This is a genomic window from Qipengyuania sp. B-5 (genome assembly GCF_056857815.1).
The window spans coordinates 1-24,810 of the sequence record NZ_JBSXNU010000041.1; the positions used below are offsets into that span (position 1 = coordinate 1).

General features: G+C 59.4%; 30 protein-coding genes. 17 read left to right on the forward strand and 13 right to left on the reverse strand.

All coding sequences use genetic code 11. The features are described 5' to 3' along the window. Positions 1 to 115 precede the first annotated feature (115 nt). Positions 116 to 676 carry a hypothetical protein gene (locus AC13CE_RS06340; RefSeq protein WP_482971912.1) on the reverse strand — a complete coding sequence of 187 codons (561 nt, stop codon included), beginning with the start codon at positions 674 to 676 and terminating at the stop codon, positions 116 to 118. Positions 677 to 1,837: 1,161 nt separating this feature from the next. Here AC13CE_RS06340 and AC13CE_RS06345 point away from each other — a divergent pair. The 3 genes from AC13CE_RS06345 (at position 1,838) to AC13CE_RS06355 (ending at position 3,404) form a co-directional block, all read left to right on the forward strand. Next, positions 1,838 to 2,395, forward strand: a complete 558-nt coding sequence (locus AC13CE_RS06345; RefSeq protein ID WP_482971913.1) for a hypothetical protein — start codon at positions 1,838 to 1,840, stop codon at positions 2,393 to 2,395. Positions 2,396 to 2,673: 278 nt separating this feature from the next. Beyond that, positions 2,674 to 3,027 (forward strand): hypothetical protein, encoded by a 354-nt coding sequence (locus AC13CE_RS06350; RefSeq protein WP_482971914.1) that lies wholly within the window; start codon positions 2,674 to 2,676, stop codon positions 3,025 to 3,027. A gap of 29 nt (positions 3,028 to 3,056) precedes the next feature. Then, positions 3,057 to 3,404, forward strand: a complete 348-nt coding sequence (locus tag AC13CE_RS06355) for a cupin domain-containing protein (protein ID WP_482971915.1) — start codon at positions 3,057 to 3,059, stop codon at positions 3,402 to 3,404. Positions 3,405 to 3,520: 116 nt separating this feature from the next. On the opposite strand, the gene AC13CE_RS06360 is transcribed toward AC13CE_RS06355, so the two are convergent. The 3 genes from AC13CE_RS06360 to AC13CE_RS06370 form a co-directional block, all read right to left on the reverse strand. Next, entirely contained in the window at positions 3,521 to 3,721 is a 201-nt protein-coding gene (locus AC13CE_RS06360) for a DUF6961 family protein (RefSeq protein ID WP_482971916.1), read from the reverse strand. Between the two features lie 87 nt (positions 3,722 to 3,808). Beyond that, the gene (locus AC13CE_RS06365) at positions 3,809 to 4,108 is read right to left on the reverse strand and encodes a thermonuclease family protein (RefSeq protein ID WP_482971917.1); all 300 of its coding nucleotides are present in this window, start codon (positions 4,106 to 4,108) and stop codon (positions 3,809 to 3,811) included. Positions 4,109 to 4,367: 259 nt separating this feature from the next. Beyond that, a complete protein-coding gene (locus AC13CE_RS06370) occupies positions 4,368 to 5,300 on the reverse strand; it encodes a hypothetical protein (RefSeq protein WP_482971918.1) in 933 nt (310 codons plus the stop codon). A gap of 175 nt (positions 5,301 to 5,475) precedes the next feature. On the opposite strand from AC13CE_RS06370, the gene AC13CE_RS06375 reads away from it, so the two are divergent. The 4 genes from AC13CE_RS06375 (at position 5,476) to AC13CE_RS06390 (ending at position 10,278) form a co-directional block, all read left to right on the forward strand. Then, the gene (locus AC13CE_RS06375) at positions 5,476 to 6,975 is read left to right on the forward strand and encodes an acetyl-CoA acetyltransferase (protein WP_482971919.1); all 1,500 of its coding nucleotides are present in this window, start codon (positions 5,476 to 5,478) and stop codon (positions 6,973 to 6,975) included. Between the two features lie 61 nt (positions 6,976 to 7,036). Beyond that, positions 7,037 to 7,822, forward strand: coding sequence for an enoyl-CoA hydratase-related protein (locus tag AC13CE_RS06380; protein ID WP_482971920.1), 786 nt, complete (start codon positions 7,037 to 7,039; stop codon positions 7,820 to 7,822). A 3-nt stretch (positions 7,823 to 7,825) separates the two neighbouring features. Beyond that, complete coding sequence (locus AC13CE_RS06385) at positions 7,826 to 8,641, forward strand: HTD2 family dehydratase (RefSeq protein WP_482971921.1); 816 nt, start codon at positions 7,826 to 7,828, stop codon at positions 8,639 to 8,641. Continuing rightward, positions 8,638 to 10,278 carry an acyl-CoA dehydrogenase family protein gene (locus AC13CE_RS06390; RefSeq protein WP_482971922.1) on the forward strand — a complete coding sequence of 547 codons (1,641 nt, stop codon included), beginning with the start codon at positions 8,638 to 8,640 and terminating at the stop codon, positions 10,276 to 10,278. Before AC13CE_RS06385 ends, AC13CE_RS06390 begins: the two co-directional genes overlap by 4 nt. Positions 10,279 to 10,991: 713 nt before the next feature. Here the strand turns inward: AC13CE_RS06390 and AC13CE_RS06395 are convergent. Both AC13CE_RS06395 and AC13CE_RS06400 read right to left on the reverse strand, forming a co-directional pair. Continuing rightward, positions 10,992 to 11,621 carry a DUF2231 domain-containing protein gene (locus AC13CE_RS06395; protein WP_482971923.1) on the reverse strand — a complete coding sequence of 210 codons (630 nt, stop codon included), beginning with the start codon at positions 11,619 to 11,621 and terminating at the stop codon, positions 10,992 to 10,994. A 214-nt stretch (positions 11,622 to 11,835) separates the two neighbouring features. Beyond that, positions 11,836 to 12,225 (reverse strand): hypothetical protein, encoded by a 390-nt coding sequence (locus tag AC13CE_RS06400; protein ID WP_482971924.1) that lies wholly within the window; start codon positions 12,223 to 12,225, stop codon positions 11,836 to 11,838. 226 nt (positions 12,226 to 12,451) lie between these two features. Here AC13CE_RS06400 and AC13CE_RS06405 point away from each other — a divergent pair, with 226 nt between their 5' ends. Further along, a complete protein-coding gene (locus AC13CE_RS06405) occupies positions 12,452 to 12,739 on the forward strand; it encodes a hypothetical protein (protein ID WP_011413855.1) in 288 nt (95 codons plus the stop codon). 93 nt (positions 12,740 to 12,832) lie between these two features. Then, the gene (locus AC13CE_RS06410) at positions 12,833 to 13,273 is read left to right on the forward strand and encodes a hypothetical protein (RefSeq protein WP_482971925.1); all 441 of its coding nucleotides are present in this window, start codon (positions 12,833 to 12,835) and stop codon (positions 13,271 to 13,273) included. Positions 13,274 to 13,286: 13 nt separating this feature from the next. Here AC13CE_RS06410 and AC13CE_RS06415 read toward each other — a convergent pair whose 3' ends face one another. From AC13CE_RS06415 to AC13CE_RS06445, 7 genes are read right to left on the reverse strand one after another with little or no spacing between them, the layout of a single operon-like run. Beyond that, positions 13,287 to 14,021 (reverse strand): PepSY domain-containing protein, encoded by a 735-nt coding sequence (locus AC13CE_RS06415; RefSeq protein WP_240049141.1) that lies wholly within the window; start codon positions 14,019 to 14,021, stop codon positions 13,287 to 13,289. A gap of 20 nt (positions 14,022 to 14,041) precedes the next feature. Further along, a complete protein-coding gene (locus tag AC13CE_RS06420) occupies positions 14,042 to 14,602 on the reverse strand; it encodes a YybH family protein (protein ID WP_482971926.1) in 561 nt (186 codons plus the stop codon). Positions 14,603 to 14,618: 16 nt separating this feature from the next. Beyond that, on the reverse strand, positions 14,619 to 15,935 hold the full coding sequence (locus AC13CE_RS06425; protein WP_482971927.1) for a copper resistance protein B: 1,317 nt from the start codon (positions 15,933 to 15,935) through the stop codon (positions 14,619 to 14,621). Next, positions 15,932 to 17,731: a copper resistance system multicopper oxidase gene (locus tag AC13CE_RS06430; protein ID WP_482971928.1), complete on the reverse strand. Its 1,800-nt coding sequence runs from the start codon at positions 17,729 to 17,731 to the stop codon at positions 15,932 to 15,934. The genes AC13CE_RS06425 and AC13CE_RS06430 overlap by 4 nt, the downstream gene beginning before the upstream one ends. A gap of 48 nt (positions 17,732 to 17,779) precedes the next feature. Next, positions 17,780 to 18,337: an RNA polymerase sigma factor gene (locus AC13CE_RS06435; RefSeq protein ID WP_371876727.1), complete on the reverse strand. Its 558-nt coding sequence runs from the start codon at positions 18,335 to 18,337 to the stop codon at positions 17,780 to 17,782. A gap of 15 nt (positions 18,338 to 18,352) precedes the next feature. After that, positions 18,353 to 18,787, reverse strand: a complete 435-nt coding sequence (locus tag AC13CE_RS06440) for a periplasmic heavy metal sensor (protein ID WP_086438292.1) — start codon at positions 18,785 to 18,787, stop codon at positions 18,353 to 18,355. A gap of 3 nt (positions 18,788 to 18,790) precedes the next feature. After that, positions 18,791 to 19,087, reverse strand: a complete 297-nt coding sequence (locus AC13CE_RS06445; protein ID WP_482971929.1) for a hypothetical protein — start codon at positions 19,085 to 19,087, stop codon at positions 18,791 to 18,793. Positions 19,088 to 19,283: 196 nt separating this feature from the next. Between AC13CE_RS06445 and AC13CE_RS06450 the strand changes: the two genes are divergently transcribed. From AC13CE_RS06450 to AC13CE_RS06485, 8 genes are all read left to right on the forward strand, one after another. Then, positions 19,284 to 19,751 (forward strand): DUF411 domain-containing protein, encoded by a 468-nt coding sequence (locus AC13CE_RS06450; protein ID WP_033193265.1) that lies wholly within the window; start codon positions 19,284 to 19,286, stop codon positions 19,749 to 19,751. A gap of 43 nt (positions 19,752 to 19,794) precedes the next feature. Further along, positions 19,795 to 20,070 (forward strand): hypothetical protein, encoded by a 276-nt coding sequence (locus tag AC13CE_RS06455; protein ID WP_010412775.1) that lies wholly within the window; start codon positions 19,795 to 19,797, stop codon positions 20,068 to 20,070. Between the two features lie 162 nt (positions 20,071 to 20,232). After that, complete coding sequence (locus tag AC13CE_RS06460) at positions 20,233 to 20,970, forward strand: AlbA family DNA-binding domain-containing protein (RefSeq protein ID WP_482971930.1); 738 nt, start codon at positions 20,233 to 20,235, stop codon at positions 20,968 to 20,970. A gap of 255 nt (positions 20,971 to 21,225) precedes the next feature. Further along, complete coding sequence (locus AC13CE_RS06465; RefSeq protein ID WP_010412769.1) at positions 21,226 to 22,509, forward strand: APC family permease; 1,284 nt, start codon at positions 21,226 to 21,228, stop codon at positions 22,507 to 22,509. A gap of 112 nt (positions 22,510 to 22,621) precedes the next feature. Continuing rightward, a complete protein-coding gene (locus AC13CE_RS06470) occupies positions 22,622 to 23,371 on the forward strand; it encodes a glutaredoxin family protein (protein WP_165327860.1) in 750 nt (249 codons plus the stop codon). Next, positions 23,368 to 23,781 (forward strand): potassium channel family protein, encoded by a 414-nt coding sequence (locus tag AC13CE_RS06475; RefSeq protein ID WP_066776710.1) that lies wholly within the window; start codon positions 23,368 to 23,370, stop codon positions 23,779 to 23,781. Before AC13CE_RS06470 ends, AC13CE_RS06475 begins: the two co-directional genes overlap by 4 nt. Beyond that, a complete protein-coding gene (locus tag AC13CE_RS06480; protein ID WP_010412760.1) occupies positions 23,778 to 24,305 on the forward strand; it encodes a DUF305 domain-containing protein in 528 nt (175 codons plus the stop codon). Before AC13CE_RS06475 ends, AC13CE_RS06480 begins: the two co-directional genes overlap by 4 nt. Then, positions 24,302 to 24,790, forward strand: coding sequence for a DUF6692 family protein (locus tag AC13CE_RS06485; protein WP_010412757.1), 489 nt, complete (start codon positions 24,302 to 24,304; stop codon positions 24,788 to 24,790). The genes AC13CE_RS06480 and AC13CE_RS06485 overlap by 4 nt, the downstream gene beginning before the upstream one ends. The last annotated feature ends 20 nt before the right edge of the window (positions 24,791 to 24,810 follow it).

Below are 24,810 nucleotides of genomic sequence, written 5' to 3' on the forward strand. Positions count from 1 at the left end.
CCCGTTCAGGCGGCAGCAGCGCCCCGATCACTTCCCACTCTTCGTCCGTAACGCCGATCCGTTCGCCCAAGGCCGCCTCCAAAAGCCAGCCTTGAATCAAGGTCCGAGTCCCCAGTCAAGCTTTGTCCACGAAACCTAATTTGGCGCCTTTGTTGAGTGCTCGAATCGCGTTGGCGCTCAGCGAACCGAAACTCATTGCAGAAATGTTGAACATCGAGGCGAGGTATTGGGATCCTGAGCCAGCACTTCCTATTGCTACCCGAAACGTATCAGGATCAGCTTGAAGCTTTGGTTTTGTCGAATGCGAAATGAACTCATATCCATTCCGATACACATCGGCTCGTGTGCCGAAAGGGCGGTCGCTTACTTCGTCCTTCGCACGGGCATACACCAGAGATCGCTGCGCTCTGGAAAACGGAGTCTGATCGTCATCACTCTCGATCAGATATTGACGAATTTCGGGCCTGATCTCTTCGAAGAGCCAGCGTAGCCGTCCAATGACGGGATAATTTCGGCGGACCGAATGCCGCGTTTGATGCAGATCGAGAAGCCCTAAGATCGTGAATGTCGCACAAAGGGTAAATGTGAGCACTGCCCAACGCTCGGAAACGTAGACAGCAGAGAGTAATAGCCCAAGCAGGCTCGCGCCGAGCGCGGTAAAGCGAGAAAAGAACACGGGAATGGCTCCGGTCGCGCGGATAGCGCGATGGGGACTGACTTTATCACAGCAAGGAAGCGTTAGTGACCGAACGATCGCGCGATATTAAGCGACACCCTAGGTCACCACGAATGACCTAGGGATGTAGGCGTGCGGTGCTGCTGCCCGCAGGAGTCCCTGCGGCAAGTCCGATACTTACTGAAACCATCAACTTCTAATGTGCCTTACGAGATCGGAAATCAAGGACGTGAGATAGTTCTCTCGCTGAGCTATGTTAATGGATTGGCAATTACCCTAGCAAGGGAAGATGCGGTAGCCTGTGCCTGTGCGCCTAACGGGACGAGGCTGTAGTTTTCGTTACTCTTCGACACTTCTCCCGATTGGGACGGCCGGCTTGCTTGGTTTTGAAGAACAAATGCTGCCCGACATACTGGAAGTTAAACTGCGTCCGAAAGCAGCTTGCCATCAAGGTCAATGATGAGACAGTGGGAAGGCTAACCGCTGCAGAGCAGCCTTGTAACGCTGCCCCATCATAACGAGAAACTGCCGCAAAAAGTCTGCCCGGCTATCGACTAGGCTGTGGAAGATTTCCGCGGGGACCAGCAGTATCTCGCTATCGACCAGGGTTGTGGTCGCGCGCCTCCAAGCGTTTTGCTACCTTAGCCAGCAAGTCCGCAATCTGGCGGGTAACCGAGCCAACTCCCCTTCCCCCTTTGCCGCTCGCACTGTGCCACAAATTGTGCCACTGATTGTGCCACACGCTTCGAGCGGAAGCGTGGAAATAGCTGTTTTCTTGGCTTCTTCAGAAGCGGTCGAAAAAAGGTCGGGAATCCTCTCTCCCGAACATAAGCCTCTCACGCGCTTAATCATAAGGTCGTTTCAGATCTCGCGAGATTTGCGCGCAAAGTTCACGGAAATTGACCCGAACAACCACAGGCCGTCCCAAGATGCCAAAGTTCTTGCAGCCCTAGCCTCAGCCGCACGATCTTCTGTGGCACGATCCCGTATTTGTGCTCGTCATTTGGCTCCAGCGCGTCAGTCCACCTCCGGTAAATCCCTTAGGGCGCCTCCCATAGGATGATCATCCAAATTTCCCGCGTGGCTTCATCAGCGTAGCTAGGACATCGGCGGCACTCCGAGAGCGTCGCCGAGAGGAGCAAGCATCGCGGATCAATTCCCTTGGTCCCGACCGTCTTCTCACCATCATTCTATTCCGCCGTGATTGATTGGTCGTCAGGCGGGCAGGAAAGGGTCTATCTGATGTCTGATGCCGTTCTTCGCAGTCAAGTCGCAACGCCCGCCTCAGAACCTGATAATCCGCGTTCGAAGGCTTTGGTCTCTGTCGCCCCGATCGAAGCGAACGACAATGAGACACATTCTCCCCGGCTGCGCCCAGAAGCGCGGATGTTTGAGCTACCGGCGTTGATCTGGGGATCGATGATTGGCAGTTATGCCATCTTTCTTCTTGCTTTGCTCGGCGCAACGGGCGGCGCCCATGCCACATTCGCAATCGCAATTTCCGCAATATACGTCACCATGTTCTTTGGGACGGCCCGCATGATGCTGAGGCAAGCACCGCAGCAGCCGCGAAGCGTTCTCAGCCGCGCCGGGTCAGTTCTCCAGACTGCATACGGACCATTACCGAGAGGCGCGGTATATGGGCAGGTGCTCATCGTTCCAGCAGTTGTCGCGTTTTTCGGAATAGGCATCTGCGTCATCAGCGCAGTAATGATATGACAGAGCGAGAAAAAGGAAACTGCCATGTTCTGTGAACACTGCGGCGAACTGGCTCCTCCAGGCCCACTGGATGTGCGCGGCTGTGCGCCTCGACCGAAATCGGGATCCAATTTTGTGAAGCTCATGTCCGCTGGCTTGAGGAGCCTGCTGATAGATCTGTCGCTAATGCCAAAGGAGTGGGCATCATCGAGAAAGCGCCTTGTGATATTACGTAACCACTGCGCCCGTGCGGACTATGAACATTCAGGCAATGCCAATGCTCTGGAAACGAGGGACAAGTGACGCATGAATACGATGATCCGTTGAACCCGGCCGCGTTCGAGGCGGCTGTTGCTCAGGCACTGGCGCTCCGTAGCTCAAACCCAGATGAACCGCTGGCAGCGCACGTCGAGCAAGCCATCCATGAACATTTTTGTGCGTGTGCCGTCGACATCGAGGACAATATCGAAAGATCGAGGTCCGGTATGCATGAGGCGATTTTCAAGGAAGTCCAGGCCCGCCTGGGACGCGAATTGCTGAATGAAAATGACACGTCGGACCATTTCGACGAAGTTGATCTGGCCTCGGATCAATCGTTCCCCGCGAGCGACCCTCCTGGCTGGATCTGGCAGCGGGCCGGCGACTCAAGATAGACCAAGCGCAGACCGAAAAGGAAATACTGATGGCATTGCATCACGCGAGTGCAGGTGAAGTCGTAAATCTCGGACCGCTTGGTTTTGATTTACAGTCCGCTCCCACCAAGGCGCTGGTGAAGACAGACAGTTTCGAGGCTATTCGCCTGGTTCTGAAGGCGGGAGAAGTGCTTCCAGCCCACAAGGTCTCAGGACAATTAACTCTTCAGTGCATCGAGGGCCGGGTCGAGATTGATATTGCCAACAAATCCGTCGAACTCTCATCCCACCAGTGGATCTACTTCGATAGCGGCGCCGAACATGGACTCCGAGCCTTGGAAGATTCTTCCTTGCTGCTGACGATCCTTTTTCCTGCAAATGGCGCCGATAAGACTTGATAGGATAGATCGAGACTGGTGATCGGACTTGGGGTTCGGTCTTCCTGGATCGAAACAAGGAGCCACTTTCGCCCCCAGCGACAATCACCGCGTCGGTGTGAATGCCGAGCGCAGCGCTAGTTGGGCTCGGTCATGATTGCGTCACGCAGCTCGACGTATCGGCGCGCCACGTTCATCCACAATTCCTGCCCAACGTTGTCACCTTGGGATTCGAAATGAAGCACCCGTTCAGCGATAAAGCGCTCCGCATCTTCACCGTGTTCGCGGTCCACCCATAGAGCCATGGCCCAGATTTCCTGCTCGCGCGTGACCGTCATTCGATCACTTCCCCGATTACCTGTCCGAGCCTCCCGACAGGGCTGCCCGGCGAGAACGGAAACTCGCGCAACAGAGCCTTTCTGCGGTCAATCATTGCGGCACCAAGGCTCGCGCCGACCTGACCAGGTTCGCGTCAATCCCTCTTTTACCTGCTGCATGCCTATTGAGCGTCCTGAACGGTGTAGCGTCGCTAGGGTCCTCCCGTAGCGGTCCTTGCCGTTACGGGCTATTTCGAAAGCGCCGGCATTCAATAACTGCAAAAGCCTGTCACGCGACCGAATAGCCAAGGCTCGTTCGTAGGCACACGCACCGTTCAGTTCCGGCGTATCAATATCCGCTATCCGGATTTTTTCTCCTTCAAACCATACGGTGTCGCCGTCGTGCACACAGTGGTCTCTCGGTCCGGTGGAGCAAACGGCGAGTGCGGCGGCAAAAAGAAGCATGGAGGGAGCCTAGCGGCTAATTGAGCAATTTCCTACTCGGAACAAATGTGGAACATGAGCCTTCTCGATTCGGAGATAGTCATGCTTGTTCTCAGTCCCTCCATGCTCGCCGCCCTAGCTTGTGTGATCACCGCCTTGGCTGCACTGATCTGGTCAGTGCGCCGTAAGCCATGAGTTCGAAGCGTCTCGATACAATCGCTGATTATATCTGTGCCAGGGGACGCCCCTCCATGACCTGCTCGAGAAGTCGCGCCGCTACGAGAGCCTGCTTGCGCGTTTTCGCCGTCCAGGCTGCCCCGTTCTTCTTTCTCGACTTGCCGTCCTTGCCGCCGGTCTTGGGATTGTGAGCAAAGAATTTCTCCATTGCCTCCGTGGGCGTCATGTTTGCCCATGGGCCTGCTACGGCCGGTTGCGCGGGAACAGGCGCAGCTTGTGTCGCTGGCGCGGCCAGGTGCTGGGGCGCTGGCTCGTATTGGCCGATCGGCACCGGCGGGTATGCCGCACCGGGGTTGGCCAGCACCTCGCGAAACTCGCGGATTGCCACGATCCTCGCCTCGTTGATCACCTTGAGCGCCATGGCTTCGCGCAGCGCGGACTGCTCCACGCCGATTTCCGCGAGCCGCGCCGCTGCGGCTTCCTCGGCTCCCTCGTGCTCGATCGATTGAGCAAGGTCCGACCAGGCCACGATCACGATCGGCTCGTCATCGTTCTCGGGGTCGATGCGGGCCACGAGGAAGTCCTCGGTCTTGCCCTGCATAGCTCCGTCCTGTGCGGCCATCTCGCTCGCGCCGAGGCGCAGCGTCAGAGCCTTGCCTATGTCCTCATGATCATCGGGCGGAAGAATGTGGAGGCTGGCGTGCATCGCCTCGAGCCGGTCGCGCTCGACCAGCATCTGGCGCCGGTAGATCTCGGCCCGCTCGGCGCCGGTCAGCCCGTCGCGTCCCATCTTGCTCATCATGTTCATCGCAACCCTCTCGCAGATCAAGGTCAGCGCCGGCGCGAGCAAGGCTGCACGGCGGCGGCTGGTTGTCTTCAGGGAAAGGCGTAACCGGAAAGGCTTATCAGGTCCTAAACGTATGAGTTTGCGGTAATAATAGGTTCCGTGCTTGCGAGTGACGTTCTGAATGCCGCACATGGCGTGGTCTCCTGCCGTGGCACCCTGCCGTGGCACCCTCTCGTGGTCATCCGCGGCCGAGCTATAGGGGGAAACCTTGTATTTCAGATGCTTAGGCGATTTTCGTCTGGGGTCCCTGCCACCCCAGCCAACTCCTTGCATTTGCCAAAACGCCTTGCCCCGCTAAACCCGAGGCATGAGCGAAACCGATCCGTACAAAACCCCCGTCATTATCGGTGTGGGCCAGATCAATGATCGACCCGGGCAACCCAGCGAAGGAATGGACCCGATCGGCCTGATGGCAGGAGCGTTGAGAAACGCGGACGAAGATGCTGGCGGAGGATGGTTGACCGACTGCGATTCGCTTTCTGTGGTGGCGCAACTGGCATGGCCGCAGCTCAACCCCGTCGACGGCAAGCTGGCGGAATTGCTTGGTATAGACCCCGCCCACAGGATGCAGACCGCGCTGCCGAATGGTGACAGTCCTGTCCTCCTGTTGCACGAAGCGGCGAACCGGATTGCCCGCGGCGAGGCGAGGATTTGCGCAATAGTCGGCGGCGAGGCTCTACGCACTGCGGCAAAACTCGCGGCATCGAACACCGGTAATCCTGACGAAAAACCAAACGCTTTGCGCGACGCAGGCCATCGCAAGAAAACCGGCTATGCCCAGAGCTATGGGCTCATAGTGCCGACCGATGTCTATCCGCTTTACGAGAACGCCGGTCGTGCAGCCTATGATCAGACGTTCGCCGAGGGACAAGCCGAGAGCGGAGCGATCTGGGCAGCGATGAGCGAGGTGGCCGCCAGAAATGAGAGCGCCTGGATACGTGAGCCGGTAGCCGCCAAAGATGTCGTGACGCCGTCAGCCAAGAACAGGCCCATCGCCTTTCCCTATACCAAATTGCAGGTGGCCAATTCCTCGGTAAACCAGGGGGCAGGCTTTCTCGTAACCAATCTGGCCGAAGCGCGTCGCCGCGGAATCCCGGAAGATCGTTTGGTATTCCTCGGTTACGGCGCTGCGGCCCATGAGGACGCCAATTTCCTTGCTCGCGACCGATACGATGCTTCTCCCAGCCTGACGACTTCGATCGAGCGCACGATGAAATTGAACGCAGTTTCTGCGGAAGACCTCTCCCATGTCGAACTATATTCCTGCTTTCCCTGCGTCCCCAAGATGGCGCGGCGTGTCCTGGACTGGCCGATAGACAAACCCGTGACCGTCTTCGGCGGCCTTACCTTCGGCGGTGGCCCCATCGGCAACTACATGAGCCATGCGATTGCCGAGATGGTCCGGCGTCTCCGCGGCACCAGTGACCGGGGCCTGCTGTTCGCAAACGGCGGCTATGCAACGCACAATCACACGATCTTGTTGTCAGGTTCTCCGACGGGAGCCCATTTCCCGCAGGATTTCGATTACCAGGTAGAAGCGGACGAGCGTAGGGGCGAGATCCCTGAACTGGACGAGAACTACACAGGTGAAGCGCAAATCGAATCTTACACAGTACATTACAATCGGGATGGCTCCCCACGATCGGGAGTAATCGTCGCGCGGACGGCGGAGAACAAACGCACGCTTGCGCAGGTTCCGCCGACCGACACCGCGACGATAGCGTTCCTCACTTCCGGCGATGATGAACCTGTGGGGCACACAGGATTGATCGGGCGAAGCGAAGCGGGCACGGGAATTTGGCAATAGGTTGCCTTTCCAGACCCGTTTCCCCAAGAGATGGCAGATACCGATTTCATGGGAGCGGGAAATGAGCGACTTCGAAACCATCCGTGCGGATCGCAGCGGCAATATTCTGACCATTACGCTCGAACGACCGGAGCGGCTCAATGCCTGCCCCCCCGCTATGGCCGATGAAATCTTCACTGCCATTCGTAACGTCGGCGATGCCAGAACAGTAGTCCTCAGGGGGGAAGGCCGCGCCTTCTGTTCCGGGGCCGATCTTGCTGGAAATGCGGAAATGTCTGTCACTGGCGGCGACCGCGCTTACGCTTCGCTGAGCCAGCGTTACAATCCGATGATACAGGCTCTGGCGTCCCTTCCCGTACCGGTCATCTCGGTTGTCCAGGGACCGGCGGCCGGTATCGGCTGTTCCATCGCGCTGGCCGCCGACTTCGTGATCGCGGGAAAGAGCGGCTATTTCCTCCAGGCATTCGCCAATATCGGCCTCGTACCCGATGGCGGATCCAGCTGGATGCTACCTCGCCTTATCGGCGCTGCCCAGGCGACCCGCATGATGATGCTGGGCGAAAAAATCTATGCCGAAGAGGCAGAGCGTCTTGGCCTGATCTACAAATGTGTCGAAGACGATGCGCTGGAAAGCGAAGCGCAGGCACTGACGGAACGGCTGGCGAATGGACCTACCCTCGCGCTGGGCCTGATGAAGCAAACATTGCGTGAAGGATTGTCCCAGGATCTTGCCACCACGCTCGGAGCGGAGGCCCGGGCCCAGCGTATCGCCGGCAATACGCAGGACGCTGTCGAAGGTGCCATGGCCTTCCTCCAGAAGCGAAAGGCCGAGTTCAAGGGAAACTGATCCATGGGGGGTGTGAGCGAAGCGCAGCTCGCCGACTGGCAGGAAGCAGTCGGATCCGAACTGGTCGAGGAGGAAGCGCTCGATCCGCTTGCCCTGCGCCGCTTCGCGCGGGCGATCGGCCGGCAGGACGAAACCGACCATGTACCCCTGCCGCACTGGGCTTTTTTTCTGCCCTGCCCCCACAACGATACGATCGGCCCGGATGGACACCCCAAACGCGGGGACTTCCTGCCCGATATCACGCTCCCGCGGCGTATGTTCGCAGCGTCATCCATGACATTCGATGGAGCTTTGAAAACTGGCGCACCGGCCCGGCAGACGAGCCGCGTGGCAGAGGTCACGCGAAAGTCGGGAAACAGCGGCGATCTTGTTTTCGTCAAAGTCGAGAAACGCCTCGAACAGGGCGGCGAGGTTCGCGTGCGCGAGATGCAGACCTATGTTTATCGTGGCGCAGGCGAACGCACTCCCCTCCCTGTGCCAGCCCGGACAATGCCTCAGGGCCAAAGTTGGCAGCCGAACGAGGTCGATCTCTTTCGCTTCTCTGCGGCGACTTTCAACGGACACCGAATACACTATGATCTCCCTTACACGACCGGGGTCGAGGGTTATCCGGCGCTGATTGTTCACGGTCCCTTCACCGCTGCAAGGCTGGCTGAACTGGCCATGCATGACGGATTCCTTGCGACGTTTTCCTTTCGCGCCAAAGCACCTCTCTTTCTCGGCCAGCCGATCTTCTTGAGGAAGGCAGGGCAAGGCTCTTACGAGGCCGTAAGATGCGATGGGGCCATCGCCATGGCTGCGACTGCCGAGTTTCGATGACCAAAGACCTGATCCCAATCCGCGCAGCCGCCAGGGCAGCCGCCGAATATATCGATAAAGTACGGGCCAGGCTCGCCGACACGGTCGCGCCCGAAGGCAAGCTCGATCACGATATTGCAGAGCGCGAACAGCATTTGCTCCATGGATATGCGTGGATGGCCACCCTGTCGGCTGCCCTCGGCGCTTTCGCCGAATGGGCAGAGCGGGCCGAGAATTCCGGGAGCTTCGGCGAGCTCGAAAAACTCGTCCTTGGCGTCGGCACGGGCGAATATTGCGCCCAGATTGCTGGCGGGGTCGTGATGAGCCAGAACGAAGTCGTCCGGCCTTCCGCATATGGGCTTGATGTCGAGGCGCAGGCCTTCGCCAGTGACCCAGCCGTCGATTATTTCATCAAGGAGGGCAACACCGCGAAAACGCGCGCGGCTCTGGCTCACCGGCTCGCGGAGGGCGAACGCCCCTTCGAAGGTACTGGCGACGAGACGCTCGACATGATCCGCGACCAGTTCAGAGCCTTCGCCGCCGATCGGATCGCGCCGCACGCCCATGCCTGGCATCTCGCCGATGCACTTATCCCGATGGAAGTGGTCCAGGAAATGGCCGACCTCGGTGTGTTCGGCGTATGCATAGCGGAAGAATTCGGCGGTCTCGGTCTCGGTAAACTGGCCATGTGCCTTGTCTCGGAAGAGCTTTCACGCGGCTGGATTTGCGCAGGTTCGCTCGGCACGCGCTCGGAAATTGCGAGCGAACTAATTGGCGAAAACGGTACCGAGGAGCAGAAAGCCAAATTCCTTCCCCGCATTGCCGATGGATCGATTTTGCCCACCGCCGTGTTCACCGAACCCGACACGGGTTCGGATCTCGCTTCGGTGCGCACAAGGGCATCCCGCACTCCCGATGGCAACTGGCGCATCGACGGGTCCAAGACCTGGATCACCCATGCAGCCCGCGCCGATCTGATGACCATTCTCTGCCGCACCGATCAGAATACGCCAGGCTATGGGGGCCTCTCCATGTTCCTCGCCGAAAAGACCCGTGGGACCGCGCAATCCGCCTTTCCCGATGATGGTATAGCGGGAGACGAGATTGAGGTCCTCGGCTACCGCGGCATGAAAGAATATACGCTGGGCTTCGACGGGTTTGCAGTGGGCGCCGACGGGTTGTTGGGGGGTGCCGAGGGACAGGGTTTCAAGCAGCTGATGCGGACATTCGAAGGTGCGCGCATCCAGACCGCCGCTCGCGCAATCGGGGTAGGCTGGAACGCGTTTGATCTCGGCCTGCGCTATGCCATGCAACGTACGCAGTTCGGCAAGCCGTTACTTTCCTTCCCCCGGGTTTCCGACAAGCTCGCAATGATGGTCTGCGAACTCGTCATGGTGCGCGAATTGACCTATTCGGCCGCGCGCCACAAGGACCGCGGCGAACGCTGCGATATCGAGGCGGGAATGGCCAAACTTCTCGCCGCCCGCGTCGCCTGGGCGAATGCCGACAATGCGCTGCAAATTCATGGCGGGAACGGCTATGCGCTGGAATATGAGATCAGCCGTGTTCTCTGCGATGCGCGCATTCTCAATATCTTCGAGGGAGCGGGCGAGATTCAGGCGCATATTATCGGCCGGGGCCTTGTTGCCGCACGTTAGTCCCCCTGCCACACTGGGCAACCGTTGCAGCGAGCAACCCCTGGAAAGAGATTCTCCTGAGCGTTTAGGCTAAATCCAAAAGTTTGGTAGCGGAGGAGGGAAATATAGAGAGCATATAACGTGCTGATTTACCTAATAAACTTTTTGAGTCGTCTTGCAAATACCCCCATCAATACCCCCAAAATCGGACAGATGAGATAAAGCGCCTTTGGCAAACGACGACTTGTTATTCATAGTGACTGGTAAAACGAGCGTCGGCCGTTTTTTGGGCCGATCAGAAGGCGAAACGCCAGGTCACGATCCATCCGCCTGATCGGACATCGAGGGCATGTCATGGTCGGGCATGGATGGCATATAGTGGCCCGCATGAGGATCGGGTGTGTTGCTAGGCTGGGCATTCACCGGCGGGGGAGTGGCCGCAGGGGACGACGCTACTACCGGAGTGCTCGCCGGTCGGTCTGGTTGCCTACCGGCAGTCGCAGCTTCACCCGACCGGTTCGTGTTGGCCTCTCCAGCGGGAGAGGCAGCGTTGTCTCTTTCGCCTTCGCCAGCACCTGTGCTCTCGGTCGGCGGGGCCGTATACAGTGGCAAGGCTTCAGCTTCTGATGAAGTGTCCTGCGTCTGATCACAGGCAGCGAGCCCTAGCCCCAATGCCGCCGCAGAAAGGGGGGCAACAAACGCGTTCCGATTTGATCTGCGCATCATCCTATCCTTCAAAGCCAGGAGATACCAAGATGATTGGCACCGTGCGCAAGCTCGCCGCCCAGAAAGCCCTGCACCAGCACGAGAGCGGCCATGGCAAAGATTGCGGCGCGAAGCGGGGTCCTGCTCGCGGAAGCACGGCTCGCCAGATAGGCCATCGCCAGACCGAGGACGGCGATCAGCATTCCGTTCCAGCGATGAACCTGCATCGCGGTATCTCCGCCGAACCATAGACCGGTATGGATCCAACCGAATATGGCCGCCGCGACCGCCCCGGCGGCACCGCCATAAACAAGTACGCGCACTGCCGGCTCTAGGCCTGTGCCCTTCCGTGCGATGATGAATAGCTCGGTGAGAGCTGCCATAAAGAACAAGGCGATCGGAAAGTGTACGGTGGCGGGATGCAGCGATTTGAGCACACCGACCACGCCCTTGTCGCCTTCGCCTGCATCCTGTCCCTTCGCCCCGTCATGATCAGCAGCCGTATCGCCGTGCCCCTGCGCAGACTGGATATCTTCTGACGCCGCATCGGAGACGACAGCACTGGCCGCTTCACCATGTTCTTCGTCGCCATGGGCCTGGGCCGGACTTATCCAGAGCAGACTGGCGGCCACAATAGCCATGAATTGGATTGGTTTCATTCTCTACGGACTCCGGTCTTGGCGACAGTCGTGCGACCTATTGTGTCGGCAATGCTCTGCGAACCCTCATCTCTTACCTTGATAGAGCGCGGCGAACGACGGCGCGTGAGGGTTCAAATTTGACTCACGCGATGGGTTGGGTCTCTTGCCTTGCACAGCGCTTTGGTGAGGGTGGCCAGCCTCAGGCACAAAACGAAAGCCCGGCCACCATCTCCTAATCGTCTTGCGGCATGTTCTGGTGAGCCGCCATCTGCTCCATCATGTCGTGCATCATCATCATGCGCTGGTGACAGGCCGCCATCATATCAGCCTTGTCCCCCTGCATCATGCCCGTCATGTGTTCCTGCATCGCTGTGCGGTGCTCGGCCATAAGCCTTTGGCGTTCGGCAGGATCGCTCGCCGCGTGGGCCTGCTGCATCAGCGCGCGCATTTCTGCCATCTTCTCGCGATGGGCCGCCATAGCGTCGGAATCCTGCATCATGTGGCCAGCGTGATCCTGCTGCTGTGCCGCAGCTTGAGCTCCGTGGTCATGCTGTTGCTGGGCCATCGCCGGAGTGGCTGTCAGGCCAGTGGCGAGTATGAGAGCTAGAACTGTCCGTTTCATAATCGATTTCCTTTCGTCGGTCATGCGATGGGTGCTGTGCGCATTCATTCTCTTTACGCAGCCGGTAGCTCCTCCCCTCAAACAATTACCGCGCCCACCGGAGACGGCTGAGCCGATCGCACAGCCGGTTGCAGGAATGGTGTTTTTCGGTCACCCTTTTTGACCGAAGCCTGTAGAGATGAATGGGACAGATCATGGTGACAACAGAGCCGTCGGAGAAGCAGTCGTGAGCACGGTCAATGAGAACGGCAGCTGGGATATCCCGGAGCCCGATCATGCCGAACTGGTGCAAATGCGCATTCGCCTCATAACTCTCGAGAACATAGTTCTCGGCCTTTTGTCCGGGGCGAGCGATGAACAGATCGAACAGATCAGGAAACGAGCGGACATGATCGAACCGCGCCCTGAGGCGAGCCGACATCCGCTTACCGAACTGGCAGCAGGTGACATGCGGAAATTTCTCGAACGCGCTGCTCGCATGGCCAAGACCGAGAGCCGCGAAGACCGTGACTGATTCACGCTTCGGGGCGCCAAGGACTCTGTCCGGGACCTGGAAATCCGGACGATCGCTATTTGCTTGCGCAGATTTTTCGGGCGTACCTGCAGCATGACCAGAACCCATTGGCTGATCTTTTTTTGTGGAAGCCTGATCGCGTTCGTCTGGGAGATTTTCCAGATGCCGTTTTTCAAGCCGGGAAATCTCGAGCCTTATGAGCAGACCATTCGCTGCGGCATTGCAAGCCTGGGCGATGGCGTGATCCTGCTGACAGCGTATAGCCTTGCAGCATTGCGCGGCGGGCGCGCGTGGCCCTGGCAAGCCGCCAAAATGCCCTATGCGGTCTATTTCGGTTTCGGGCTTGTCGTCGCCATCGTCGTTGAAATGATCGCTACTTCGCTTCCGGCAGAAAGCTTCCTGAGCTGGCGCTACAGCGATTTGATGCCGCAGGAGCCAGTGACGGGACTGGCGCTGATTCCGATCGCGATGTGGACGATCGTGCCGGCGCTCACGATCCTTCTGGTCCGCTTTGCCCGAGCCGAACCTGATTAAACTGGGAGCGGCTTCAGGGGGCATTCGGCACATGTTTCGCCCGCCGCCTGATCCAAGGGAACCGGTTGGCAAGCAAGACAAAGCCCGAAACCGCGATGATTGTCCCGCCGATCCCGAACAACAGCAGCCACCAGCTGTTGATCCGGTCGCGCTGCGTCCAGTCCATAATATGCAGCCCCCAGACAAAGTCGAACAAGCGCCAGGTGTCGCTGCGGGCAGCGAGCACCGAGCCGCTGGATGCATCGATGTAGACGCGGGTATTATCCTCATCGCCGTAAGTGATCTGCCACGCCGGGAACGGACCACGGAATTCGGTCCCGACAGCGTCTTCGATGAGGCGTGTGGTCGCTACGGTGGTCGGTGGCCCGGTCCAGGCACGTCGGGCGATGGCCCGTGCGCTCGCGGCGGGAAGGGGCGAGATGAGCATGCCGCTATCCGGGTCGCGGAGCGTGACGCTTCCATCGTCCCGGCGGACCTCGGTTACGGCCCTGCCGGCGACCGCGCGCGTCGCAAGGGAAACCACCCCCTCTCTGCTATCGAGCCATTCTGGCATGACAGCATCGGCGGGCAGAACCTCCGGCGCGCGCGAAACGACATGTTCGGACCGAACCTCTTCGATGTCGAGGAACGACATCAGCGCCCCGGTGATCATCCACAGTAGCACCTGGACGCCGACAAAGACTGCCAGCCATTTGTGAAGCTTGCTGCCCAGCACATGAAGACGCAGCTTGAAAGAGCGTGTCGCCAATCGGTGTTCCCCCGATCAGATCAGTTATTACGCGGTGCGCGTGACGATGAATGGTACTGAACGATCTTCCAGCCATCTGCATCATGGGCGAGGACCGAGGTCGCAACCCCTTCGCGGTCGATTACGCGGCCGTCGGCCAGTTCGATCCGATAGGTGTAAGTTTCGCGGCCATAAGCCATATGTCCCATCCGGGTGACTGCGAGCGTCGGTTCGCCGAAGGTGAAGCTGGTTATTGCATCGAGTTCCGGTCCCAGGTGATGCTCCATGTAATACGTGAAGCTGCCTTCCGCCTTGCCGTTTTCGTAAACGAAGGATTCCTCGGCAAACAGCGCGGCCATGGCCTCTGCATCGCGCGACGTCAGGGCATCGCGATACGATGTCAGGACCGCTACGGCTCCGGCCACGTCATCGTTCATCGCAGCCATATGCTCAGCGTGGTTCATGCCCTGCTCCGTATGGTCCATCTGCGTCGAAGCCGTAGGGTCCGAGTGCGCGGAATGATCCATGGATTGTGCCAGGGCGGGAGTGCCGCCTGCAGCCAAGGCCAGGGCGACCGCGCTTAGAGATAGTCTTATCCTCATTGGATATTTCCTTCCTTTAAAACCAGAATCGCAAGCCCACGACGTAATTCGTCACGCTCGCGTCTTCCCCTGCGGCGCGTGCAAAATCGGCGCTTTGTCCAATCCGCCATTCCTGGGAAACGCCGACATAAGGCGCGAATTCGCGTGCGAACTCGTAGCGAAGACGCAGACCTGCCTCGATCCGGTCGAGACCTGAGCCGATACCCAGTTCAGGAATATCCTGCGCCGAAAGAGCGATTTCGGCACGCGGCTGAAGGATCAGCCGCTGCGTGATGCGCTGATCAAGCTCGCCCTCAAAGCGCGCGGTTACATCACCCTTGTTCGATACGAACGCCGCGACGTCTACCTCGAACTGGTAGGGAGCAATGCCCTGTATGCCAATGACAGCATGGGTGCGCTCGGGTCCTGTTAAATCCTGGCGCACACCTGTCTGTAGGTCGAAAAAGGGAGCGATCGCCCGGCTCCAGAGTGCCTGGACTTCGGCTCCCTCGACAGGCTCACCGAAGCTGCCTTCGCCCTCGGATTTGAACCAGAACTTGTCGATATCACCACCATAATAGCCCTGGATGTCCCAAAGATATCCATCCACTCCCTCGCGGGCGCGGTATTCGAGCCGGTCGCCCTGAAACCAGAAGCGCATCCCGCCGTCGGTCTCGCGGACAAGTTCGCGCCGCGCTTCGTTCATGGCTTCCTCGCCCCAGATCGCGACCGCCGCGCGCGCGGGACCGCTCCCGGCTTCGGGAGGAGGCGGCAGCAGCGGGATATCGTCGTTCGAGCCCATCTGCATCGCCGAATGGTCCATGCCCTGCATGTCCTGTGAACCCGTCTGCCCATGGTTCATCTGGCTGTGATCCATCTGCCCATGGTCCATCGACGAACTGGCGGCTTCCGCCTGTCCCATCTCGCCGTGATTCATCTGCGAATGATCCATCGCGCCTTCGGCAGGCGTGCCATGCGGCATCGAGCCATGATCCATTCCTTCATGACTCCCGGGTGTAGTCTCCGGACGGGCAGCGTCCATCGGCATTGCCATGCCCGAATGACCATCCTGAGCGGTCGTCGAACCATGAGACATCGTCGAATGGTCCATCGTCGAATGGTCCATCGCAACTTCAGGCTGGGCAGCGGGGCCGCAAGCCCCCTCTGCTACCGGATGCCCCATCGCGCGATGGCGCTCGGCTGCCGCCTCGCACTTTGTTTTGGCGTCAGCCTGCGCCTCGGCGCTCTGCTGCGGTTCCACTGGCGAGTGACCCGCATGCTGCGCCGCGGCGGGGGAGGCGAGAACCGAACCCGCGGCGGCCGAGGCAAGCAGGCTGATGATAGATATCTTCATGCGCCCTCTCCGGCAGGATTGGCAACCGTGACGATCTGAAACATCCCGGCATGCATGTGATAGAGAAGGTGGCAGTGGAAGGCCCAGTCGCCCGGCTCGTCCGCCGTCAGGTCGAACTGCGCGCTGCCGCCCGGCTGCACGTTAACGGTGTGCTTGAGCGGCTGACGATCGGCAGGTGCGCCGTTAACCAGTTCGAAGAAGTGTCCGTGCAGATGGATCGGGTGCGCCATCATCGTGTTGTTTATCAATTTGACACGGACGCGTTCGTTATAGGCGAACCGGATTGGCTCGTCGGAGACGGCGGAGAACTTCTTGCCGTCGAACGACCACATGTAGCGTTCCATATTGCCGGTCAGATGGATTTCCATCCGGCGCGAAGGGGTCCTGTTTTCCTGATGCGATGCAAGCGAGCGAAGCTTGCGATAATCGAGGGTGCGGTGCGGCACATCGGCAAGGCCAATCCCGGGGTCGCCCATACGGTCGACCGGGTTCATCGCAACCATGTCGAGACCAGGTCCGACCCTTACATCAGGCGGCAGCCGTGATGTGTCGCGCATCTGCATGCCCGACATACCAGCCATTTCCGACTCGCCAGACGAACCATGGTCCATTCCTGCCATGTCGCCGCCACTGTCATGGTCCATTCCAGACATGCCGGCATCGCTGCCCGAGCCGTGGTCCATGCCGCTCATACCCATGTCGGCCATGGTCAGCAGCGGGGGGTCACGCAGCGGCGGGATGGCGGCGCGCGCTCCAGGCGTGCTCGTCAGCGTTGCGATGCCCATGCCCGAGCGGTCCATCGACTCCGCCACCAGCGTATAGGCCTGTTGCTCGCCCGGCGTCACGACCACGTCGTAGGTTTCGGCGACGCCGATCTGGAACTCGTCGACTTCAACCGGCTCGACGTTCTGCCCGTCCGCCTGCACGACGGTCATTGGCAAACCAGGTATGCGGATGTTGAAGAAAGTCATGGCCCCGGCATTGATGAAGCGCAGCCGCACGCGCTCGCCGGGACGGAAGAGATATTCCAGATTGTCGAGCGGTCCGTGACCGTTGAGAAGGTAAGTGTAGGCCGCACTCGACACATCGAGAATGTCGGTCGGCATCATGCGCATTCTGGCCCACATCCGGCGATCCTCGCCCGAGAGCGGATAGTCGTCGGTCCAGGTGTTCTGGTTGTAGTTGAAGTAGCCTTCGCCCTTCTTGAGCTTGTCGAAAATCGCATGGGGCGACATCTCGCTGAATTCGCTCAGCACGACGACATATTCGCGTTCGGCCTGCACCGGATCGGGGCCTGCGGGATCAACCACGATCGGACCGTAATGACCGGCCTGTTCCTGCAGCCCGCTATGCGAATGCCACCAATAGGTGCCTGCCTGCCGCACGGGAAATTCCGCTGTGAAGGTCTCGCCCGGCTTCACGCCGGGAAAACTTACGCCCGGCACGCCATCGAGCTGGAACGGCACGAGCAGACCGTGCCAGTGGATCGAGGTGTCTTCCTCAAGCTGGTTATGGACGTTGAGGCGGACGGTGGTCCCTTCGCGCAGGCGAAGGAGTGGCCCCGGGATGCTGCCATTGACGGCAATCGCGCCGCCACGCCTGTTGCCGGTGGAGAAAGCCGAGCGCGCAACCGTCAGATCGATATTCGGTCCGGTCGCCTCATCGATACCTCGCCGGGCGGCCCCGGAGAGCAGATCTCCGCCTCGCGCCCAGGCGGGAACGGCACCGGCCAGGCTAAGCAGGCCGAGCCCGCTGGCACTTGTTCCAAGGAATCTTCGGCGATTGAGGGCAGGCATAGGGGGCTCCTGAAAATGCGTATACCGTCACATACGCGGTCAGCTGCCCTACCCCTCAAACTTTTCGAACCGCTCCTTCAGCCGGTTGCGCGCACGATAGATGCGCGTCTCGACGGCTTTCTCGGTGGTGCCGAGCAGCTCGGCAGCCTCGGCCTGGCTGTACCCCTCGACAGTGACCAGCACGAGCGCCTCTTGTAGGCGCACCGGCAAGCGCCCGATTTCGGCCTGGACCAGCCGCAGCTGTTCGCGGGCTCCGGCAACATTTTCGGGATTAGGGGCATCGTCGGCAACGGCGTCGGCTTCCCGCCCATCCGGCAAACCAAGGAAGCCAATAACTTTCCTGCGGCGGAGCTTGTCGCGGCACCGGTTGAGAACGATTGTCGTCAAATAGGGACCGATGGGCTTGCTCGGATCGAGGCGATGACGTGTCAGCCAGACCGACGCGAGACCGTCCTGAACGACATCTTCGGCCCGCGATGGTGAACCCAGCATGCGCGTGGCAAGCGCAATCAACCGGGCGATCTCGCTCTCGACGAGAGCTGTGAACGCCCGCTTGTCACCGGCTATCGCCCGCCCGATCAGAGCTTCATCCGAAGTGTCATCCACCGCTGCCAAGGCTGGTCAGTCACGCGGATCGCGCGTGAGGGCCGCGGACACTTTCCGGTCGAACTGGAGCTGCTGATCGGAATCGAGAATTTCCCGCATGTCGAAGACGTGGCGCACGGTCGCTTTTTGCAAATCGCCCATGCGCGCATGCACCTCGTCGATCGCGGCACTGACTTCGGGCCCGTATTCGTGCTCGGTTTCCATTGCCTGGGCGAGCTGGGCGTTGGCTGCGCGCGCAGAGGCTTCGAGCCTTGCCTGTTCTACCGCGAAACGCGCTTCGAGCGCATCGAGCCGCTGCTCCTGGTCAGCCGTGAGCGACAGCTCATCGTGCACGAACTGGTGCAGGCCGCCCTCGGCATCGTTGTTGGCCCAGCGATCGGCGGCAAGCGCTCCTAGGCATCCGGCGAGCGCCGCCAGCAGGACCGCAAGGACAAGGTGAAACTTCTTCAACGTCTATGACCCCACATGAAGCAATGCAGCGGGTGACAGGGATTCTCCGCCAACGAGGCTCTCGCCAACAATTTCTGTAGGAGCGCCGTTTTCGGACGGCCATCCGCTGGTCCCTGCGCCTGCCGCCAGGCCGACGACAAACAGACCGGCGAACAAGGCCATTCTGCGTCGCTGATCGGCAATTTCGCCAAGCTGTCCTGCGCGCTGCCAGACGCCGTTCATGAAGTCGGGCGGCACGTCGCCAGCCTCCTGCGACGCCATCGTGCCGAGCATCGCATCGAGTGTCTGATTATCACGCATCCCTTGCTCCTGTCGGTTGCACGGTTCCTATACGCGACACTTCGCGCAAACCCTCAAGATAATTTGAGGGCAAGAAGCAATTGATGCGTAAAGGCATTGAGTCAAAAGCACGCGTCGTTTGTCGGCGCAGAATTTGCGCGGACACATTCTGGCAAAGTCATTCTGCTCGGCGCGGCCTCAGGAAAGGCAAATGTAAATGAGTTTCATCAATCCATCAAAACCGTTCAGTCGTTCGCTGGCGGCTTCGCTCCTCCTCGCCCTTGCAGCCTGCTCGAATGCGGCCCAGGCCGCGACATACACGATGTACCGCGACGCAGGGTGCGGGTGCTGTCTTAACTGGGCCGGTCACGTAGAACACGGGCTCGAAGCGGAGGTCGCCTCGGTCGACTCCGACGACATGGCTGCACTAAAGACAGCCAGGGGTGTACCGCAGGATCTGTGGTCGTGCCACACGATGGAAGTCGATGGCTATATCATCGAAGGCCACGTGCCGGCCGATGCCGTCGCGAAGCTATTACGCGAACGCCCCGAAGGAGTGGCAGGCCTGGCCGTGCCCGGAATGCCGCTTGGCTCGCCCGGGATGGAACTCGGGGACCAGGTGCAGCCCTATGATGTCATCGCCTTCGGCCCAGGCGGGCGGAGCGTGTTCGCATCCTACCCGTGAATATGGGCAGCCCTTTTTGCGCCAACTCTGACGGAGGACCATCATGTCGGACTATTCGGTCAAAACCTCAATTTTCATATGGGGCTGGACACTCAGCCTCTTCCTGCTTTTCAGCTACCTGATCTGCATCGGTTTCGGCCTGCTCGCGCCCGAACAGGCGCACATGCACGAAGCGTGGGCGCCGCTGCTTCCCGGTTTCGAGTGGCTGACCCTCTCGGGCTTTCTGGCAGGCGCTCTTGGAAGTTTTTTGTATGGTTGGTATATTGCTTTAATCGCGGTGCCGCTTTTCCGATATTTTCAGAAGCGTTTCAGTCGATAGACAGAGCTTGTCGCGGTAACTTGGTCCAAGAGGGGCAAGGCCTCGTCTGGCTCATTTCGATCGCATATTATTACTGGAGCTAGAGCCATTCCCAGAACTCCGTCCCAAGGAGAGAGGCGATCCCTGTTAGTTCACGTCGCCATCGGCGCTGTTCTGGGTGTAGTGATTCTTCACCCGCTCACGACGCTCGTCTTTTGGTACGAGTTTGGTGCCTTGGCCTTTGCCGACCAAGACAGCGCACTCAGCTTCATAATCGACCGGACTCTCTCCGCGTTTGCGTTCGAAATGTTTGCAATGAGCTTGATATATGCCGCGATCGGCGGCGCGATCGGACTGGGTTTTGGAGTGTATCATGTTCGGCTCGTGCACGAGCGGTCCAGAGTTCGCTTTCTGGAACGCGAACTCAATGAAGAACTTCCATTACTAATAGCTCGCGGCGAAAGCGAGCAGCTGGAATTCAAATCTTCCTTCCGTTGGGACAGGCGTCAGGAGAAAGTCAACCGCAGCTTGCAGCAAGTCATCGTCAAAACCCTGGCGGGGTTCCTCAACCAAGAGGGCGGCACTCTCCTTATCGGTGTCGAAGATGATGGCAGCATCGCGGGCATCGAGGCGGACATGCAAACGCTTAAGTCCGCCAACCAGGATGGCTTCGAACGTTTATTGATGGACACAGCAAAAGAGGGTCTTGGAGGACACGCGTGTGCTCTGATCCATTGTAGGTTCCACAAACTCGAGGAAAAGATCGTTTGCCGAGTTATTGTGGAGAAGAGCTTGGAGCCGATCTATTTTTCCGAAGGGAGCGTGGCCCGGTTCATGCTGCGAGCAGGCAATAGCACGCGTGAGCTCGATGTGCGCGAAGCTCAGGCTTATCTCCAGCATCGCGGGAAAGTGAGCATCTAACCGCTGGTCTGTGGGACAGCACGCGTGTTCGGAGCGCTTTGTCGATCGGCTCAGTTCCTGCAAATTTATGATGCGGTTGGGGCTTCGCCCCGCCACATACTCAAAAATATTGAGGGATGAGCCCCGACCGAACGTACTGTCCGGCATGATCTTTCTTGAACGGGAGACCATCGACAGGGGAAAGTCTTGCAAGACCATGAGCACGAGAATCAAAGCGAAACAGCTGGCTCGATAACCCTGCTGGGCGGCGTGGCGATGGGAACCGGCGTCATGATCGGTGCCGGCATATTCGCGCTGACCGGGCAGATCGCCGAGCTTGCCGGTCCGCTCTTCCCCTTATCCTTCATCGCTGGCGCGCTGGTAACCTCGCTGGCGGCGTACAGCTATATCAAGATGTCGAACAAATGGCCGTCTTCGGGCGGCATCGCGATGATCTTGCAGAAAGCATACGGACCCGGCGTGATCGCCGCCTCTGCCTCGCTCCTAATGGCGCTGTCGATGGTGATTAACGAGAGCCTCGTGGCCCGCACCTTTGCCACTTACGCGCTGCGCCCGTTCGGCCTCGAAAGCAGCGGGTGGCTCGTTTCTCTCGCAGCGCTTGCCGTCATCATTTTCGCCTATCTCGTCAATGCAGCGGGCAACAGGTCGGTAAGCGGCTTCTCGCTTATCATGTCCGCCATCAAGATCGGCGGCATCGCGCTGTTCGCAGTCGCCGCGATCTTGGCCAGCGGTTTTTCATCAGGCGCATTTTCGCAGCCCGTCTCGCTGACCAATGCAGAAGCCCTGCTCGCCTCGGTTGCTTTCTCGATCCTCGCCTTCAAGGGCTTCACCACGATTACCAATAGCGGCGGCGAAATCGTCGACCCGCACAAGAATGTCGGCCGGACGATCATGATCTCGATCGCGGTCTGTATCGTGATCTATCTGCTTGTCGCAGTGGCGGTGGGTTCGAGCCTGAGCATATCCGAGATCGTCGAGGCGCGCGATTATTCGCTCGCAGCAGCGGCGCGTCCGGCGCTGGGAGAACTGGGCTTCTATTTCACCGTCGCGATCGCGATCGCCGCAACGACTTCGGGCGTGATCGCGAGCGTATTTGCCGTGTCGCGCATGCTTGCGATGCTGACCGACATGAAGATGATCCCGCACAGCCATTTCGGCATGAGCGGCGGGATACGCAGCCACATGCTGGTCTATACGGTGGTCATTGCCGGGACGCTTGCCGTCCTGTTCGATCTGTCGCGGATCGCCTCGCTGGGCGCCTTCTTCTACCTCGTCATGGATATGCTGGTGCACTGGGGCGTCCTGCGTCACCTGCGCAAGGAAGTCGGCGCGCGAGCATCAATACTTCTTACAGCACTCGCGGCAGATGGCGTGGTCCTCGCAGCCTTTACCGCGGCCAAATTGCGCAGCGATCCTGCCGTTGTCGCCTATGCGGCGATCGGCATCGTCGCGGTGTTCGTGGGGGAATGGATCTACCTCTCGCGCAATTCCGAAGCGCCCGCTTCTCACAAAGATGATCGGTCAGGAGAGAAGAGTTGATGGCACCTTCTTCAACCAGCTTTGCCGCTTTTACGCCGGGCTTTTTCGAAACCGTTTCCCGAAAACCTGAGTTGACGAAGCGAAACGTCAAGAAAAACAGATGGAGCGATTCATGACGACCCGAACAGCGGCGGTCTACCGCATGGTGATGGAGGACCATGTCTGTCCCTATGGCATCAAGACGGTCGATCTTGTCAAGCGGCAAGGCTTCGAGGTCGACGATCATCACCTGACCAGCAGGGAGGAAACCGATGCGTTCAAGGACAAGTACGACGTCGAGACCACCCCGCAGACCTTTATCGAAGGCAAGCGCATTGGCGGCTATGACGATGTCCGCGAATTCTTCGGCAAGAGCCGCTCGCAGCCTGAGGAAGGCGAAACCAGCTATCAGCCGGTCATTGCGATTTTCGCGGTCGCGCTGCTGCTCGCGCTAGGGCTGAGCTGGGCGTTTTTTGACGACCTCTTCACTGTCCGGGCCGCAGAATGGTTCGTGAGCCTGTCGATGACCCTGCTCGCCGTTCAGAAGCTTCAGGACGTGCGCAGTTTCTCGACGATGTTCCTCAACTACGACCTGCTCGCACGGCGCTGGGTGCCCTATGGCTTCGTCTACCCGTTCGGCGAAGCCGCTGCCGGCATTCTCATGACCGCGGGCGCGCTGACCTGGCTCTCGGCCCCGCTGGCATTGTTCATCGGCACAGTCGGCGCTGTCAGCGTCTTCAAGGCTGTCTACATCGACAAGCGCGAGCTTAAATGCGCCTGCGTGGGCGGCAGCAGCAATGTGCCGCTCGGCTTTGTCTCGCTGACCGAAAATCTGTTCATGATCGGAATGGGTCTGTGGATGGGCGCGAAGCTTCTCGCATGATCACCGCGCTCCTTCTCTCCGTCTTTCTGTTCCTCTCGGCTGTCGCTTCGCACCTTGCCATTCTGGGTGTCGGTCACCGGCTTCTCGACCGGCGCCGCGATACGCAGGCAAAGCTTGCCGTTTCGCTGATCGTGCTCGCGTCGCATTTCCTCGTGGCGATCCTTTTTGCCGCAGGTTTCTGGCTGGGCGCGCAATGGGGCCTGGGAGGTTTCGACAAGGCGCCTTCCATGGACTGGATGGACTACTTCTATTTCTCGCTCATCAACGTGACCACACTGGGCCTGGGCGACATTTATCCGACCGAGCACCTGAGAGTCCTGGCCGGCGTCGAGGCCCTCACCGGCTTCGCTCTCATCAGCTGCTCGGCGCAGCTATTCTGGACCATGATGCACAAAGGAGAAAAAGCATGACTGAAAAGACGACCCACTCGGACAAGGGAGGGGGCGGCAGCTACTGGCGATTCATGGCCATGGTGTCGACCTCGACCGTGATCATGTTCTTCCTGATGTATGCCAACACCTTTACCGTCGATGATCTTTTCTGGAGCGAAACGCGCTTCTGGATGATGTTTGTCATGGGCGCGATGATGATGGTTGTCATGCTGCTCTTCATGTGGGGCATGTACAAGGACCGGACCAAGAACTTCATTATTCTGGGCGTCGGCGCCTTCGTGTTCGCCCTCGCGCTGTGGCTGGTGCGCAGCCAGACCACCGTCGACGATACCGAATATATGGCAGCGATGATCCCGCACCACTCGATCGCGATCATGACCAGCGAACGCGCGAGCCTGAAGGATCCTCGCGTGCGCGAACTCGCTCAGGCCATCATCGTCGCCCAGCGCCGCGAAATCGCCGAGATGAAATATCTCATCGACGATATCGAGCAGAACGGTCCTCGGACCGAAGAACGCCTGCCCGAGGAGATGCAGCCATGAACAAGATAGCTTTCACGGCGCTCATCGCGCTACCGCTTGCCGCCTGCAATTCGAACACCGCTCCGGGCAACGACCGCGAAGCCCAGCTCGACCCGCCTGCCACTGCCGCGCCGATCGAGGATGCGGCCAGTGCACTGGCAAATGTTGACTCAGGCCTGATGCTTCCCGGGACCATGAATGACGCGGATCTTGCTGCTCTGGGCGCAGGACAGGCCTGCCAGTTCCGCCTGACCGAAGTGGCCTTTCCCTCATTTGTCTATGACGGCGACGGGGGCGGAGCAATCAAGATCAATGGCAAATTGATCCCCGTCACTGCCGATGGCCCCGGCAGCTATTCGAACGGTGAGCTTCGGATCAGAACCCGCATGCTGGATGATGAAGGCGATGCGAGCCTGCAGATGCAGGAGATGATCGTGGCAGCGCCAAGAGCCAAGGATGAGTTTGGCTTTTGGGGCTATACCACCTGTCCAGCCGAGGGAGCCTGATACTGGCAGGGCGCATGGGC

What these genes read in the sequence shown, in the direction of transcription:
- AC13CE_RS06355 (WP_482971915.1), top strand. Translation starts at nt 3,057, where the DNA reads ATGGCATTGCATCACGCGAGTGCAGGTGAAGTCGTAAATCTCGGACCG.
- AC13CE_RS06360 (WP_482971916.1), bottom strand. Translation starts at nt 3,721, where the DNA reads ATGACGGTCACGCGCGAGCAGGAAATCTGGGCCATGGCTCTATGGGTG.
- AC13CE_RS06370 (WP_482971918.1), bottom strand. Translation starts at nt 5,300, where the DNA reads ATGTGCGGCATTCAGAACGTCACTCGCAAGCACGGAACCTATTATTAC.
- AC13CE_RS06375 (WP_482971919.1), top strand. Translation starts at nt 5,476, where the DNA reads ATGAGCGAAACCGATCCGTACAAAACCCCCGTCATTATCGGTGTGGGC.
- AC13CE_RS06380 (WP_482971920.1), top strand. Translation starts at nt 7,037, where the DNA reads ATGAGCGACTTCGAAACCATCCGTGCGGATCGCAGCGGCAATATTCTG.
- AC13CE_RS06385 (WP_482971921.1), top strand. Translation starts at nt 7,826, where the DNA reads ATGGGGGGTGTGAGCGAAGCGCAGCTCGCCGACTGGCAGGAAGCAGTC.
- AC13CE_RS06390 (WP_482971922.1), top strand. Translation starts at nt 8,638, where the DNA reads ATGACCAAAGACCTGATCCCAATCCGCGCAGCCGCCAGGGCAGCCGCC.
- AC13CE_RS06395 (WP_482971923.1), bottom strand. Translation starts at nt 11,621, where the DNA reads ATGAAACCAATCCAATTCATGGCTATTGTGGCCGCCAGTCTGCTCTGG.
- AC13CE_RS06400 (WP_482971924.1), bottom strand. Translation starts at nt 12,225, where the DNA reads ATGAAACGGACAGTTCTAGCTCTCATACTCGCCACTGGCCTGACAGCC.
- AC13CE_RS06410 (WP_482971925.1), top strand. Translation starts at nt 12,833, where the DNA reads ATGACCAGAACCCATTGGCTGATCTTTTTTTGTGGAAGCCTGATCGCG.
- AC13CE_RS06420 (WP_482971926.1), bottom strand. Translation starts at nt 14,602, where the DNA reads ATGAGGATAAGACTATCTCTAAGCGCGGTCGCCCTGGCCTTGGCTGCA.
- AC13CE_RS06425 (WP_482971927.1), bottom strand. Translation starts at nt 15,935, where the DNA reads ATGAAGATATCTATCATCAGCCTGCTTGCCTCGGCCGCCGCGGGTTCG.
- AC13CE_RS06430 (WP_482971928.1), bottom strand. Translation starts at nt 17,731, where the DNA reads ATGCCTGCCCTCAATCGCCGAAGATTCCTTGGAACAAGTGCCAGCGGG.
- AC13CE_RS06445 (WP_482971929.1), bottom strand. Translation starts at nt 19,087, where the DNA reads ATGCGTGATAATCAGACACTCGATGCGATGCTCGGCACGATGGCGTCG.
- AC13CE_RS06450 (WP_033193265.1), top strand. Translation starts at nt 19,284, where the DNA reads ATGAGTTTCATCAATCCATCAAAACCGTTCAGTCGTTCGCTGGCGGCT.
- AC13CE_RS06455 (WP_010412775.1), top strand. Translation starts at nt 19,795, where the DNA reads ATGTCGGACTATTCGGTCAAAACCTCAATTTTCATATGGGGCTGGACA.
- AC13CE_RS06465 (WP_010412769.1), top strand. Translation starts at nt 21,226, where the DNA reads ATGGGAACCGGCGTCATGATCGGTGCCGGCATATTCGCGCTGACCGGG.
- AC13CE_RS06470 (WP_165327860.1), top strand. Translation starts at nt 22,622, where the DNA reads ATGACGACCCGAACAGCGGCGGTCTACCGCATGGTGATGGAGGACCAT.
- AC13CE_RS06475 (WP_066776710.1), top strand. Translation starts at nt 23,368, where the DNA reads ATGATCACCGCGCTCCTTCTCTCCGTCTTTCTGTTCCTCTCGGCTGTC.
- AC13CE_RS06480 (WP_010412760.1), top strand. Translation starts at nt 23,778, where the DNA reads ATGACTGAAAAGACGACCCACTCGGACAAGGGAGGGGGCGGCAGCTAC.
- AC13CE_RS06485 (WP_010412757.1), top strand. Translation starts at nt 24,302, where the DNA reads ATGAACAAGATAGCTTTCACGGCGCTCATCGCGCTACCGCTTGCCGCC.